This is a genomic window from Mesorhizobium sp. 131-2-1 (genome assembly GCF_016756535.1).
Lineage (GTDB): Bacteria > Pseudomonadota > Alphaproteobacteria > Rhizobiales > Rhizobiaceae > Mesorhizobium.
The window spans coordinates 3,118,162-3,132,697 of the sequence record NZ_AP023247.1 but is presented as its reverse complement, the minus strand read 5'-3'; the positions used below and the strand labels follow the sequence as shown (position 1 = coordinate 3,132,697).

The 14,536-nt window shown below is 61.4% G+C and carries 13 protein-coding genes and 2 pseudogenes; 4 read left to right on the top strand and 11 right to left on the bottom strand.

All coding sequences use genetic code 11. The annotated features are described in order from the left end of the window. Positions 1-34 precede the first annotated feature (34 nt). Positions 35-964: an MBL fold metallo-hydrolase gene (locus JG743_RS15020; protein WP_202301779.1), complete on the bottom strand. Its 930-nt coding sequence runs from the start codon at positions 962-964 to the stop codon at positions 35-37. A 439-nt stretch (positions 965-1,403) separates the two neighbouring features. Between JG743_RS15020 and JG743_RS15015 the strand changes: the two genes are divergently transcribed. Then, complete coding sequence (locus JG743_RS15015) at positions 1,404-2,210, top strand: alpha/beta hydrolase (protein ID WP_202301777.1); 807 nt, start codon at positions 1,404-1,406, stop codon at positions 2,208-2,210. A 438-nt stretch (positions 2,211-2,648) separates the two neighbouring features. Here JG743_RS15015 and JG743_RS15010 read toward each other — a convergent pair whose 3' ends face one another. The 9 genes and pseudogenes from JG743_RS15010 to JG743_RS14970 form a co-directional block, all read right to left on the bottom strand. Beyond that, positions 2,649-4,262, bottom strand: a complete 1,614-nt coding sequence (locus tag JG743_RS15010; RefSeq protein WP_202301775.1) for an MDR family MFS transporter — start codon at positions 4,260-4,262, stop codon at positions 2,649-2,651. 50 nt (positions 4,263-4,312) lie between these two features. Then, positions 4,313-5,566, bottom strand: a complete 1,254-nt coding sequence (locus JG743_RS15005) for an HlyD family secretion protein (RefSeq protein WP_202301773.1) — start codon at positions 5,564-5,566, stop codon at positions 4,313-4,315. 990 nt (positions 5,567-6,556) lie between these two features. Beyond that, positions 6,557-6,796 (bottom strand): DUF680 domain-containing protein, encoded by a 240-nt coding sequence (locus JG743_RS15000; RefSeq protein ID WP_202301771.1) that lies wholly within the window; start codon positions 6,794-6,796, stop codon positions 6,557-6,559. Positions 6,797-6,835: 39 nt separating this feature from the next. Then, positions 6,836-7,060, bottom strand: a complete 225-nt coding sequence (locus JG743_RS14995; RefSeq protein ID WP_202301769.1) for a DUF680 domain-containing protein — start codon at positions 7,058-7,060, stop codon at positions 6,836-6,838. Positions 7,061-7,454: 394 nt separating this feature from the next. Continuing rightward, positions 7,455-8,207, bottom strand: coding sequence for an ATP-binding protein (locus JG743_RS14990; protein WP_244673151.1), 753 nt, complete (start codon positions 8,205-8,207; stop codon positions 7,455-7,457). A gap of 518 nt (positions 8,208-8,725) precedes the next feature. Then, positions 8,726-9,136, bottom strand: coding sequence for a hypothetical protein (locus JG743_RS14985; protein WP_202301767.1), 411 nt, complete (start codon positions 9,134-9,136; stop codon positions 8,726-8,728). Between the two features lie 678 nt (positions 9,137-9,814). Continuing rightward, positions 9,815-10,396: pseudogene (locus JG743_RS14980) on the bottom strand (transposase); the annotation flags it as partial. A gap of 531 nt (positions 10,397-10,927) precedes the next feature. Further along, a complete protein-coding gene (locus JG743_RS14975) occupies positions 10,928-11,590 on the bottom strand; it encodes a hypothetical protein (RefSeq protein ID WP_244673150.1) in 663 nt (220 codons plus the stop codon). A gap of 18 nt (positions 11,591-11,608) precedes the next feature. Further along, positions 11,609-12,214 carry a hypothetical protein gene (locus JG743_RS14970; protein ID WP_202301762.1) on the bottom strand — a complete coding sequence of 202 codons (606 nt, stop codon included), beginning with the start codon at positions 12,212-12,214 and terminating at the stop codon, positions 11,609-11,611. Between the two features lie 55 nt (positions 12,215-12,269). Between JG743_RS14970 and JG743_RS34770 the strand changes: the two are divergent. Further along, positions 12,270-12,332, top strand: a pseudogene (locus JG743_RS34770) (ATP-binding protein); the annotation flags it as partial. 121 nt (positions 12,333-12,453) lie between these two features. Here JG743_RS34770 and JG743_RS14960 read toward each other — a convergent pair. After that, positions 12,454-13,362, bottom strand: a complete 909-nt coding sequence (locus tag JG743_RS14960; protein WP_202301760.1) for a LysR family transcriptional regulator — start codon at positions 13,360-13,362, stop codon at positions 12,454-12,456. A 651-nt stretch (positions 13,363-14,013) separates the two neighbouring features. Between JG743_RS14960 and JG743_RS14955 the strand changes: the two genes are divergently transcribed. Further along, positions 14,014-14,256, top strand: a complete 243-nt coding sequence (locus JG743_RS14955; protein WP_202301758.1) for a hypothetical protein — start codon at positions 14,014-14,016, stop codon at positions 14,254-14,256. Positions 14,257-14,297: 41 nt separating this feature from the next. After that, positions 14,298-14,510, top strand: coding sequence for a hypothetical protein (locus tag JG743_RS14950; protein WP_244673148.1), 213 nt, complete (start codon positions 14,298-14,300; stop codon positions 14,508-14,510). Positions 14,511-14,536 lie beyond the last annotated feature (26 nt).

The window sequence follows — 14,536 nt, the reverse complement described above, 5'->3', positions numbered from 1 at the left end:
CCTCGGCGGGTCTGGTCCTAGCCCAGCAAGATGGTCAGTAGTCCCAGACGGCCGGAACCCAACGAAAGGCGTCGCCGTCCACCGCCACATGGCAGACGGACGGGAACGGCAGGTGAGTGGCCACCAGCGGCTCGCGGTTCGCCGCGAGTTCCCGCATAAGACTGATGCGGACGCGGGCCGCCTCCTCTGGGTCGTGTTCGAAGCCGTTGTGCCAGTCGGGATGGTCGAACCCGACCTGGAATACAAGGTCCCCGGCGAATGTCAGCCGGTCGCCGCCGGACGCCAGGCGAACCACGCTGTGCCCGGGGGTGTGGCCGCCAGTGCGCTGGACGACTACCCCCGGCGCCACTTCGTGCTCGTGATCGAACGGGCGCAACTGGCCACGGTATTCATTCGCGAAACGCTTGGCCGCCCGACGAAGCGCATCCGGGAATCCCTGAGGCATGGAGACGCGCGAGAAATCTGGCGACTCCCAAAACTTGAGCTCGGCGGCTGCCACGTGAATCCGCAGGTCTGGATTCAGCCGCTCCTTCACGCCGTCGACGAGCAGCCCGCCAATGTGGTCCATGTGCATGTGGGTCAGCACCACATCAGTCACTGATGCGAGGTCGATGCCGGCGGCCTCCAGTCGATGAACCAACTGCCCGGCCCGCGGCAGGTGCAAGTCCGGGTCCGCCCCTAGCCCGGCGTCGACGAGTATGGTCTGGTCGCCACTGCGCACCACGACCACGTTCAGCGGCCACTCGAGCATCTCCGGCGACAGAAACTCGTCCTCCAGCCAAGCTGTCCGGACGGCCGGGTCGACATTGTATGCGATCGTCTGGGATGGAATTGGTAACACTCCATCGCTGATAACCAACACGTCAATGTCGCCGACCTTGAGTGCGTAGCGCGACGGAACCAGTTCGTCGGACCCCGGTCGACCGGAGTGTGAAATGTCGTCCAAGCTCACGTTCGTGTTCATACTTGTCTCCTGTTGATCGCCATTCCCGCGGCCATCACGACCGCCTCCACCGCTGGCTCCCGTGGATCGGCATGTGCCTCCACGGACGGCCGCCCGGCGTCGCTGAGCAGATTGCCCCCGCCGCAGCCCGCGCAACATCGGACGGAGGCGTCGGTCATGCCATTCTCAGGTCTATGGCAAATCCGTCGCGAGCTTAGGTGACCCCTCGCAAAACGTCCGAACGTCGGCACTATTCAAGCCAACGGCGGCTTTGCCTCTTGCCTGTCGGCACTACCCCAGCGCGCGGGACATCCTGCTCCCCTGTACTAGCCATCCACGGCCTTGATGCAGTCGACTGCGCGCGCCCCCTCGACGTAGCGTTCTGATGGCTCTTATCGGCGCTGGTCGATCGAGCAAATGCGGAGCACGGGCATATCAAGCAGAACCGACGGAGCGACCAATGTCCAAGACCATCATGCTAATCCACGGCGCCTGGCTGAACGCCCACTGCTGGGAAGGCTTCAAGGCGCGTTACGAAGCCAGGGGCTACACCGTCATCGCTCCATCATGGCCGCTCGACGATCGATCTCCAAGCGAGCTACGTGCGTCCCCGAACCCCGCCCTCGCCCGGGTCGGCATCAACGAGCTCATCAATCACTACGATCGGCTCATCCGCGCGTTGCCCGAGCCACCAATCCTGATCGGGCACTCGTTTGGCGGTACCGTCACGCAGCATCTGCTTGACCGGGGGCTCGGCGTGGTCGGTGTCGCCATCGACCCCGCCCCGACTTCCGGCGTACTGGTCGGGTGGCAGACCATCAAGTCGACCTTCCCTGTGTTCTTTTCCTGGGGGAGTTGGCGCCGCGCCATGACCATGTCGCGGACGTTCTTCAGAACGCGCTTCGCACAGACCGTGCCTGCAGCGCAGGTCAATACCATGTACGACCGCTACATTGTCCCGACGCCAGGGAAGATCTACTGGGACGGCCTGGTCTCGGCCGCAGGGAAGATCCGCTGGGACAACCCCAATCGCGCACCTCTGCTGCTCATTGGCGGCGGTATCGACCTGATAGCCCAGGCCAAGATGACCAAGGCCATGTTCGAAAAGCAGAAGCAGGCGCCGTCGAAGACCGAGCTGAAGATCTATCCCAACCGCTCGCACTGGACCTGTCTTCAGCCAGGCTGGGAGGAGGTCGCGGACTTCGCACTCGACTGGGCCGCGCGAAACGCCCGCGCGCCCAAGAGTGTCCCGCTGCAGGCAGCTTAGCCAGCCACTGAAAATGCGATGCATATCGGCCCCAGCGCACAGCGCCGGGGCTCTTTCTTGCAGGTTGCCCGCCGCTTCGGAGCTGCGGCGGGCATCGGTCAGGCTGACAACCCATTGGACATCGCTAGGGGTTTCGGACACGGCAGCGGGCCATTGCCGCCGACATCCGGAGCGCCCCCTGGCAGAATCGATGCGGATATTGAGGATCATGCGCCCCTATAGGACGCGCTGACACCGCCAAAAGCAGGGTTGCCTTCAATGCGGTTCCTCCTGACGCCTGTGCCTCCGGCAGGCCTGTACTTGCCCTGGCTCTTTCCCGTCGTGGCACCGTAGAGAGGTCGATCAGTTGCGCGTAGTTCGGAATCGGCACCGAAAGCGCCATCTAACACTTCATACGTCGGTGGCTCGACCCTGACCTATCGTGTTGCCACGCCGCTTTTAGTGCCCGCCGCCGCCCTCGATATGGTCGGGCTTCTTCAGGAGCAGAGTGGCCGCGAGCGCAACCACCAGGGCAATCCCAAGCAGGAAGAACGTGTCGCTGAAGGCCATGATGTAGGCCTGCTGTCGGACCCTCAGTGCAATCGCGATCACCCCTTTCTGCGCGGCAAGCGCGTGATCGCTTACGCCATGCGACAGGAAGTAGGCGGTGAGCTTCGCGATGCGGGAACGCGTTGCCTCTTCAAACGATGAGACCGACTGCACCAGCACGTTCGAATGATACTGCTCGCGCTTAGTCAGGAAGGTCTGCAACAGCGCGATGCCGACGGCGCCGCCAAGGTTGCGGATCATGTTGAACAAAGCCGATGCCGAGCCGGCGTTCTCCTGCTCGATGCCTGATACGGCGATCGCCGAGAGCGGTGCGAAAACCAGGGCTTGGCCGATCGCCCGCACGATGTTCGGCCAGAACAATTGGTCACTGGCGTAGTTGGCGGTCATGTGCACGTTCATGAAATTCGAGGCAGCGAAGAGCGCAAAGCCGGTCACGATTACAAGACGCACATCGAAGCGCTGCATCAGGTAGGGAACCAGTGGGATCAGCAGGAGCTGCGGCAGGCCGGTCCATGCGAGCACCAAGCCGATCTGCTCGGCATTGTAGCCTTGGATCCGCGCCAGATAGACCGGCAGGATGAAGACCGAGCCGTAGAGCGCCGTTCCCAGCATGAAATTGGCCAGGATGCCGAAGCCGAAATTGCGACGCAGGAGCAGCCGCAAGTTGAGCAGCGGATGGCTCGAGGTGAGTTCGATCCAGACGAATAGCGAGAGCGACACGGCCGCGACGATCGCCAGCCGCAGGATGAAAAGCGAGCCGAACCAGTCGTCCTTGTTGCCTTCCTCGAGCACCGTCTGCAGCGCCGCGAGACCGGCGGCCATGGTCACGATGCCAGGCCAGTCGCCTTTGCCGAGCAAGGCGAGCCTCATCGGCTGGCGGTCGAGCGAAAACCACAGCATGCCGACCATCAACGCGCCGGGCACAAGGTTGACGTAGAAGATGTACTGCCAGCCCCAGTTCTCGGTGAGATAGCCGCCGATTGTCGGGCCGATGGCCGGCGCGAAGGTTGCTGACATTGCGAAGAGCGCCAATCCGATCGGCTGTCTCGCCTTGGGAAGCAGTGTGATGACGATGGTGAAGGCCATCGGGATGAGCACGCCGCCGGTGAAACCCTGGATGGCCCTCAACACGATCATCTGTCCGAGGTTGGCGGCGAAGGCACAAGCCACTGAAAAGGCGAGGAATAGCACTGCGTTGGTGATGAGGTAGTTGCGCAGCGAGAAGACCTGGGACAGCCATCCCGTCAGCGGGATTACGACGATCTCCGCGATGAGATAGGCGGTCGAGATCCAGCCGCCATCGTCGATGCCGGCTCCAATGGCGCCCTGGATGTCGGCCAGCGAGGCATTGACGATCTGAATGTTCAGCACGGCCATGAAAGCGCCGAGGGTGGAGCCGACCACCGCCACCCAGACGCGCGGCGAAGCGGTAGTGCCAGCGGTTCCGGTCTCGTTCCGGGCAGTTCGAGCCGGAGCCGCGATAGACGACGCAATGCTTGTCATGGCTGCCACTCCTAGCGTGCAGGGAGACGAGCCCAAATGCCCGCGAATTCCTACTCGGCGCGCTCCGCCGCGGCCTCGGTCTTCCAATTGAAGGAGAGCGTGTCGGGCCGTGCGGACCGGCCATTCGCGGCAAGCACCGTCGCCTTGGTGTCGATGGTAGGCTCGACCGACATGCCGGCCCTTAGCAGACCACCGAGCTCGTCGCCGTCGATCGTGATCTTCACCGGGATGCGCTGCACGATCTTGGTAAAATTGCCGGTCGCGTTATCGGGCGGCAGCAGTGCGAATTCGAGACCGCTTGCCGGTGACAGGCTGTCGACGTGGCCCTCAAGCTCGACACCAGGGAAGCCGTCGATGGCAACCCGCACCGGCTGACCGTCGCGAACATATGTGAGCTGTGTCTCCTTGAAATTGGCGACCACGTAGACGGCATTCCGCGGCACCACCGCCATCAACTGAGTGCCGGCCCCGACATATTGACCGACCCTCAGCGTGCGCGCGCCGACCGTACCGTCGACCGGCGCGGTGATAGTCGCATAGGAAAGATTGAGGCTGGCCTGCTCGCCGGCGGCCTGCGCACGGTCCACCTGAGCAAGCGCCTTGTCGCGTTCGGTTGCGAGAACATCGATCCTGACCTCAGCCGCAACGACCGCAGCTTGGTCGCGCACCAGCCCAGCGGCGAGCTGGTCCGCCCCGGCGCGGCTGGCCTCGGCCTTCTGCGCTGTTCCAGTGCCACTCTTGGCCAGCGTGGCGTAACGGTCGGCGTCAACCGCGGCGAACCTCAGCGAGGCCTGAGTTGCAGCGACCGTTGCCTTCGCCTGCTCAATCAGCGCCCGCTGCAAAACGATCTGAGCGTCGAGATTGCGGACGGTCGCCTCAGCGGCCCGCATGTCGGCCTCGGCCTGGTCGAGCGCGGCGCGGAAGTCGCGGTCGTCGATGCGCGCCAGAGCCTGCCCCACCGTGACCTTCTGGTTGTCGCGGACCAGCACCTCGGCGATGTAACCCGAGACCTTCGGTGCAACTGTCGTCGAATCAGCCTTCACATAGGCGTCATCGGTCGATTCCAGATATCGACCTGTCGTCCAGTAATCGTGCCCATAGTAAGCGCCTGCACCGGTGCCCGCCAGAACCACGACGGCGGCAAGGACACGCTTGATGTTCCGGCGCCCGGTCGGCTGTACCGGTACGATTTCATCCGAGGTCACCGGCGTCAGAAGCGGCAGAGGGGCCGACACTGGCGATCGGAGCTCGCCGCTCGCCACAGCGCTGGATATAACTTCAGGATCGACAAGGTGCTTGGTCATTGCCGATGCTCGCCTTGCAGTTTTTGCGATACGCATTCTGCGTCGCCCATACCTGCACAGCCGCCGCAGGCAGGCCCTGGGCACCGCATGTGGCGGAGCTCAGCCCGGTAGCGTGGATCGAAGGACGTCCTGAGACGATCGCACGAGTTGGGCCATGTGAGACCAAGTTCGCATGCTGCAATTTCCTCTCCGCTCGACGCATCCCCCGATGCGACAGGAGCTTGGTAGTAGTCGGCCAGCGCGGCGAACTCTGTTCGAATCGCGATGGTGCGTGGGGATGTTCCCTTCCCTGCCATCCGCAGAAATTCCGGCCGTAATCCATCGCCGCGCTGAGCAGCAATTCGATGCAATGCCTGCAGCAGAGGTAGCATGAGAGAAACTCCTTTATATCGGCGGTTATGCATTGTGTGCCTGAACCGGTGTCAGCCTGAGTGCCAAGGACCGGTCATCGCCGTGTCGGCGGCTTCAGAAAGAAGATCGCTTCGGAAAAGTCGCACCTGGTGGCTAAAATGGCTACGCTACCAAACAGATAGGCTTGCCTATCCTGTCGTATCGTGGATCTAGGAATTGTATATCCGCTTGACCGGTGCCGGCTGGGGATGGCGGCACGCGAAAGTCCCTGGCTCCCGGAAGATCTACACCCTGCAGCGATCGCGCATTTGCTGTTCATCCAGTCTGCTTAAGTCCTTCACTCAGGAAGCATAGACCGAGGTATTAAATGCCCACGTTCCCCGAAGGTCGAGGTCGCCGCCATGAGGAGGCAACGGTTCGCCCAGGTCCTGCGACTGTCGCCGAACGGCGGTTATCGCCCGATCCCGCGCGTGTGGCCGACGGCATGTGTTCCAATGTTCGAAAGGTCGAGCGCGCTCCCAACGCCGTTCCGGGATAGACGCAGTTCGTTCACTACCAACGTGCGCCGGCGCACGACGGACGTGAGCAAGCGGCGAACCTGGGCTCGCCGCTTTTGGCATTACACAGTTGTCGTCGAGATCAGTTGCCCCAGATCCCCCGGTTGAATTCTGGCCAGGTTTCACCGGTCGGCGCCACAGTCGTCGTCCTGGGATCGACAATGCTATGCTTGCCCATGGCGGGCTTGCGGATCGACGCGGTAAAGGTTTGGTCGACAAAACCCGAGTGGTTACTATTGATCGTGCCGTAGTGGGCGCTGCCGGCAAGGGCTATTCCTGACATGGCGAGCACCGCTGCGGCAGCAAGTGCGATTTTGATCACTTCTGTCTCCTGACATCAGGTCACGGTGACTGGGGCCGCTCAGCGGCCCCAGATGCCCTGGCCAGGCTCGGACTGGAAGACACCGGTAGCCGAGTCAGGGCTGTCATGATTGACCCGGGTGCGAATGGACGCGGTGAAGCTATGGTCGATGCTGACAGGCGACCTCGGTTCGCTGACATTCTCCGACCCATGGTGGTCGCTACCGGCGAATGCGGTGGCCGTTGCAAGAAGAATGGCGGCGGCGGTGAGAGCGATCTTGGACATTTGAAATACTCCTGATTTGGCGTGCCTCATGGGCACCGAAACTTTCGATGGGACGAGTTAGGGGCTAGTACGGGCGATTTAGACGAATGATGGCGAGCGCTTGGCCCGCCAGCATTCAGGCGGCTCAGGCAGGAATCGGACCTGACCTGGGAGGATCGCGAACCGCCAAACGCACTCAATTCCCTCCTGCGGACGAATTGACGAGCCTATCGTGGAGGGTTGCGCAGGAGCGGCAGCACCTGTTTCGATTCGACCATGATGGCGCGGCGAGTGTCACGCATTTGGTGCAGTTTCGGCCTGTAGCTCGGTGCCACGAACTCTCGAAGCGCCGCCAAGCATTTTGCGAGTAGAGCAGAAACGTCCATCGTTGCATTCCTTCCTGGCTGGTTTGAATTCAGTTGCTGGAATCCGCGGAGATGGCTGGCAGCCACAGATCGATCGTAGTGCCATGTCCAAGGGTGCTGATTATCGAGAGTCCGCCGCTCAAACTCTCCACGATCCGCCTGACGACAGCGAGGCCAAGGCCGCTTCCGTTCGCCTTTGTCGAGAAATTATTCTTACCCGCCATTTGGAGCGTTCCGTCATCCATCCCGACACCGTTGTCGCAGACGGACAGCCGGATCATACGTTGCGGCAGACTCGTTTTGCTCGAAGGTGGAAACTCCAATGCGGCGGCAATGGAAATATCGCCGCCGGCGGGCATCGCATCGCGTGCATTCAGGACGAGATTGAGAAGCGCGCGTTCGACGAGCTCTCGATCGATGAAGGCCAGTGAAAGACTGCCCGCCACATGCAGGGTCAGCCTGATGTTTGGTGAGAGGACGTTCGCAAGTACGGCCTGGAACTGCTCCAGCAGCTGGCGAATATCCGTCGGCTCCGGGAGTGCCGGCCGCGAATTCGCAAGTTCGAGAAGTTGCCGGGCGAGGACTTTCGCGCGAAACGCGCAGTAGATCGCTGCATCGATCTTTCCGAGCTCTCTCGCCGTGCCGGCACGGCGGCGCTGCAAGTCTTCCAGGGCAATCACCACCGGCGTGAGCAGGTTGTTGAAATCATGAACGATCGATGACAGCAGGCAGAGGTCCATATACGGAGGAACCGACCCATCTGGACCGCCGCGACCGAATTGCGAAGACGTATATTCCCGCATGGTTGGCTCCAAGAAACCCTTCTGAACTGCTCCAACGGGAACCGAGCTAACAACAGAGCAAGTCCGGCGCGCTATTGTGCCGACGTATGAAACAGTCACCCTTTCGGACACAGCCACTGACCGGAATCGACAACAGAGACGTCTGTTAGGGTTGGACGACGCCACGCTCTGGACGCGGCAGCAAGGCTAGACTGCCAAGGAATCGGCGGTCGCCCCTGCCCCGCAGCACGCCGCGGACGGTGAAAGCTGTTCACTGCGAGTAACCGCAGCAGATATTGCCGTGGTTCGACTATGGGCCAAGAGCTGATCAGGCCGCCTCGGCCCTTAGAGTGGAGAAGCGCCCGCGGCGCGAAAAAGGCGTATTGGTCCGAACTGCGGCGATGTCCGGTTTCAGGGAATGCAACGACCTCCCGGAGCGACTTAATGAGGCGCAAAGCGGACACTTGTGAAGCTTCGACGCGCTACTGCCAGCGAGACGGCTACGGTTGAGTTGACAGAGGCTAACCGGCGCGGCGGTCTTATGTCTTCGACATCGTCGAGCGAAGAAGAGCCTGCATGTGCTGTGGCAGGTCGAGTTCGCCGCGGGCCTCTATCTCTAAAAGGTATCGGGCCTTGGCGAAGCGATCGCCATCGCTGACCGCAGGATAAGCGCAGACAGCCAGCAGCGCTTTCTCCTCCTCCCGGCTCGCCCTGTCGCAGTCACCGCTGCTGCCACCCATTTCATGGACGGCCCTGACGAACCCGACGTATGCCGTCATGTGCGCTTCGATCAGTGCCCGCAACTTGTTGGGAGGCAGTCGGACTTGGTGCGGCGGCTCAGTGGCGCGCCCCGTTTCCGCCACCGTCGAGGCGAAGACGGCGGCGCCGGAATGGAACAGCAAGGCGCGGCGGTTGATCCTGGTCGTGGTGATCTCTCCTCTTCCTTTCATGCCGAGGCATCCCGGGTACCGTAACACGACGGCTCGCGCACTCATGTCAGGATAGATAGCCCATGGCCGAGCCAGGCGGCGCCGCCTCGGACTCGCCCCTTCTCGGTTTCAACCCTGCCGATGATGGAGGCACCGCACATTGCATCAAACAACGGATATCATTCAGGAATCATCCTCGCCGCGATGTGCAGGTAGTACGCACACATTGCGAAATTTCCTTGTAACTCACTGAAACACAACGACCGTAAGAGCGCGCAATGTGCGGGCTTTTATCCTGCCGTCTTAATCGGTTGTGTTTTGCGAGACTTCTGCAACATCGTAGTTCCTCTCCCAGAGTGCGATAATACACGAATCTATACTCTACGTCACGATCCGGGATTCCGAGGTCGAGTTCCGATGCGCCGTGCAGTCTTCCGCGCTCTGCGACGGGGTGTTTGGGCTGCACGAATGCAGCGCTCGAGCCGTCGTGGCGCAATTTGCCATCGGTCTGACGGAGCAGCGTCACAGGCAATCGAGCGCGGTCCGGCCGTCTTTCGATCGGCGCGGCCGCAGGCAGGATAACGTGCGTTCCGTCGTTCCTGGTCTGCATCGGTCCTCATCCGCCGGAGCGGATCTCCTTGTCTCAGATGGCGTCCGTCAGCGTGCGGACGCCATGCGTTTGAACTGTCGGTCTTCTGCTCATCGATGCGCTCCCAGCAGCTTGCGGGCCTTGTCGTGCGCACGCCGGTCGGCGTTCGCCTGGCTTGCCGCCGGATCGCCGACGTAGAACGTGCCGTCGCTCCACAGCGCATGCATGATCACGGCCAGCTTGCGCGCCACCGCGACACAGGCCTTGCGGTGGCAGGAGCGCTTGGCGATCGCCTGGCCCCAGCTCTTGACCTTGTCGGCGCCCTTGAAGCGCGTCATCAGGCCTGACGCCGCCTCGTAGAGCGCACGCCGCACATCCGCGTCGCCGGCCTTCGAGATCCGACCCTGGACGTCGATCGTCGAGCCGGATTGCCAGCGCCGCGAGGTCAGCCCGAAGTCGGCCGCGACGTCGCGCGAGCGGCGGAAGCGCAACGGGTCGTCGATCGCGGTCACGAAGGAGAGCGCCGTCACCGGCCCGACACCGGGGATGGCCATGAAGCGTCGACACAGCTCGCTGCGCGGCACCGTCCTCACGACGACATCTTGCAGCCGGCAGTACTGTTTCCACAGAGCGGCGTGCGCCGTCAGCATGGCGTCCATCGGCTCGGCCGACAGCGGATCGTCAGCCACCGCGGGAGCTTAGCTCGGCAGACGCGTCGGACGCGACATGCGACGGATTTAATTGACAAAATCAACGTCGGCACCAAGCATCAATCCTGGGGTCGGGGGTTCAAGTCCCTTCTCCCACACCACTCTCAAAGTCCAAACAATTCTCCGGTCCCCTCATGGCTTCCCGCAAGCGCAGAGTTTGCGGGATGTGCGGCCGAAAGCTGGGGAGAGCGGAAACAACGTTCTCCCTCAAACTGCTCTCCGAATGACCATTGTTCTCCGAAGCTGGGGAGTAGCTCTAAAAATCTCCAGGTTTTGACCACAGCAATATCAATGCCTTGGCGCCGGCCTTGCTGCGGGCGATTTTGCGGTTCGCTCGCCTGTCAAAAAGGACCACAACTATGCCATGGCTCGCTAGGTCCGTCTTGCGTCACTACGGACATCGCCAAGCCCACTCGGACGTCGCGCTTGGGCCCGGGAGCGGTCAGTCAGCTATTTGCTGCAGCAATCAGTAGGTGGACGTTCCGCCAGAGGGGCCAAATGCGCCAAGCCGTGTCATCGAGCCAATGGATAGGTCTGCGGCGACTTCCGATATGCCTCTTCACAACGCAGCGAACAAAACCATGGCCCTTCCGGGGCAGCCCGTCGATAGGATGCATAAGGAGCATGCATCTTGCACACCGGATCGATCCAGGCCGGGTCAGGCGAGGGGGCAAGTTCGATCTCATAAATGGGAACTTCACCAGCTACCGATCGAAGGGCGACCTTTCCGAGATCTCGAACCAGGATGCCTTTGGCGGCAGCGGCATCGGCAATGGGTTGGGTCGCAAGCAATTGACCGGGGGACGCAAGCGCAGCAATGCGTGCCGCTATGTTGACGGTCGATCCAAACAGATCACCCGCCCGGCGGATGACCGGCCCATGGTTCAGCGCGGCCCGCGTCAGCGGCAGGCGCGGTTCTTTTCGGCATGCATGCAACAGCGCTCCAAGCGCCTGGATCGCGACTTCCGGCTCGGGAAACGAGAGCATTGCCTCGTCACCGATCCATTTGATCGGAGGTTCATAGCCGCTAAGGGCTTCGCGGACCATGCTCTCGAAAATCTCAAGCACGTCGATTGCTGCTGCATCTCCATAAACGTCCGCGATGGCGCTAAAGCCTGCAAGATCGATAAATGCAACCGTAGCCGAAGCGCCGGCAGAACTCTGCGTCTCGCTCAAATCCCTGTTCATGCCAAGTTATTTAACGCCGGGCGCACGGTTTCGCGACTCTGGAGATATCGCGGCGGAATCATTTTTGCAGAAATCACTTGACCTTCCAGTAGCCATAGCGCCCCGCCGGGATTGAACGCGGGGCACTATGCGCGAGCTCGAGCAACTACATGGCTGCGGGGCGGCCCACGCCTTCGAGAGGTCCGAACCCTCCATCCGCCAGGCGACGACGGCAAGCCAGATCATCCACATCAGGCTCAGGGTCCAGGCCAGCACAATTGCAACCGATTGCGTTGGCGAGAAGCCTTCGGAGCCGGCCACCCAGCCCTGCGTTAGGTGGGTGAGGCCGGAGAGCCCCATCAGATAGGCGATCGGCCGCGGAAGCCAAGCTGTCAGCAACGCAGAGGCTGCGAACAGAAGCAAGGCGAGACCCAGTGTAAAGTCCTGGTAGCTCCTCATCCCCCACTCGAGCCAGCGGATTGCCTCGGCGCTCGCGAAGCGCGCCGCCTTCTCGGCGTCCGGGGCGCTCGCCCACGCGTTTACGGCCTGTTTGAGGGCGACCCCGTCCACCGCCTGGAGCGCAGCGTAGAGCGCCAGTGTCGCCGCCGCGGCGGCGGCACCTAATCGACCCATCCACCTCGCCGTTTCAGTCTGAACATCCAGGGCGGAGGACAGGGCGACCAGCCCTAAGGGCCAGGAAAGCGCCAAGCGGGCGCTGGAGGTGGCGGCCGCCGGCGGGCACAATCTCCTGACATTGTGGCTAATTAAACGACGCGCCGTTATCGCTGCCCAAGACGGCCCGGTTTGCAGAGCCGATGCTGCCGCAACCCCGACAGCCTTATCCAGTGCATCAAGCTGAGTGGCAGGCGCCATCACGACACGTCATACTGCTGCGCCAGCGAGTCAGAAAGCTGGTCGGCGAAACGGGCAGCGGCCACCGGTAGGGTGCGGCCCTTGAGTTGGCCGACATAGAGCATGCCAGCGGGCACGTCGCGCGGGTCGAGCGGTCGGGAGATCATGTCACCGGTCATCGTCTGGTGGGACAGGCCAATTGGGAAATGGAAGCTGATGATATCCTCCGAGATAGCGTGGTTGCGCAGGAATTCGAAGCTGTCCGATTGAATCACCGGCTCCAGCTGCAGCGATGACGATTGCGCCCCGATGTCGAGCAGGTAGCGCACGCCGTAACTTGATGTGGGAAGCGCGATTGGATAGTCGAGGCAAGCGCGCAAGCGCACCGTCTCGTGAGAAGCCAGCGGATGATCGGGCCGCATAACCGCATGCACCGGCTGGTGCACCCGCATCAGCGTCATGAAAGCAGCCAGCCGGGTTGGCTCGTAGACGATGGCGATGTCGGCCGTGTGATCGACCAAGGCACGCTCGGCCTCCTCCCGGTCGCGCAGGTGCACTCCGAAGGTCACATTCGGATGTTCCTTGCGGTAGAGTGAGATCTGCATCGGCAGATGGTAGGGCAATAGCGCCTGGCTGCAGGCGATCGCCACATGGCCGCGCCGGGCGCCAGCAAGGTCTGCAATCTGCGATTTCAGGTGCTCCATATCGGATAACTGGTTGCGCATGTGCTGCACTAGAAGTTCGCCGGCGCTGGACAATCGCACGCCGTGAGGCAGTCGCTCGAAAATCGCAACGCCGAGTTCGGCCTCCATCGCCAATATACGCCGGTTGAGCGCCGTCGAGGTTATGGCGAGCAGTTCCGCGGCGGCGCGGATCGAGCCGGTCTTGGCCACCACATTGATATAGTGAGCGGACCTCAGGTAACGCATCGGCAGCCTCCGGCATCACCGCTGCAATTTTTGCAGCAGGCTGAACAAAACATAGCACAAGACGTCACCACCGTCATCGAGATAATTAGTCCTGTCGAAGAAGTATCTTCAAGCGGCATTGATTATTTAAAGACAACGAAGGATGGGTTAATTTATTTACTCAACATTCTTCAGATTATTCATCAATTGAAAGGAGTAAACATGCGCTACATATCGAATATAGGCTTAGTATCTCTCGGTCTTTTTTCCTGCAAATGTATCGACGATTGCCGTCGAACAATGCAGCGACCTGACCGTGTCATCTGGCTTACGAAATTATACTAGTTAATGTGGTGCGACATCCAAGGCTATCTGATGTCGGCGGCTATAAAAGAAGCGGTTCTTTGGTGCGGCAATAACGAATTCGCTAGTAAAGAAAACCCGACATTTGAAATCTGTTGTGCGGAATTCTTGTTGGGCGTTAGTGCGCGGGTCGCGCGTATGCGCGCCGAAAGTACCATAACTGTTTCGCGCCCGCCGGCCGCTGCCGCCTTCTAGCTGTGGTCATATGGCATAAGGTCCTTGAACAGAGCTTTGTTACGCCAAATGTCATGCTTCGATTTCTGGAGCAACCGAACCGTAGATGCCATTTCAACCTGAAGGAACGACTAGATGACCTCGACCACCTCTTCCAGACTGACCTTCATTGTCTTTACCGCCGGATGCATCGCATTGGCGTTACTCTTCCGCTACGCGCCGGCCGGGGATTTTCCCTCGAAATATGCCAGGACCGCCCCGGCGGCGCTGGCCGCGCAACCGACGCGCATAGACATCGACACCGAGGCGCACGCGATCCGCTTCTACATCGACGGCAATCAGGTCGCCGTGCTCGACAAGTCTGGTTTCAAGCCATGAGGCCACAGAGCCAGGAGAGGAAAACCGTCAGGAAATTCGTTATGTCAGGGCTGTTCGTCGTGCTTGCCCTGTCGCAGGCGGCGGAGGCCAAGAAGAAAGTCCCGGTGGCGCAGGACGTTGCCGCCAAGGCCGAGCAGGCCAAGCCGCCGCTGGACAACATGGCCACAGGCGGGGTCAAGCCCGCGGCGCAGGCAAATGTGCCGGCCACTGACGGGTCGCAGTACCCGCCGGCACTGTATTTCAATTTCCAGTAGGTCGTTGCTTGTCGGTGCAGGGTTCG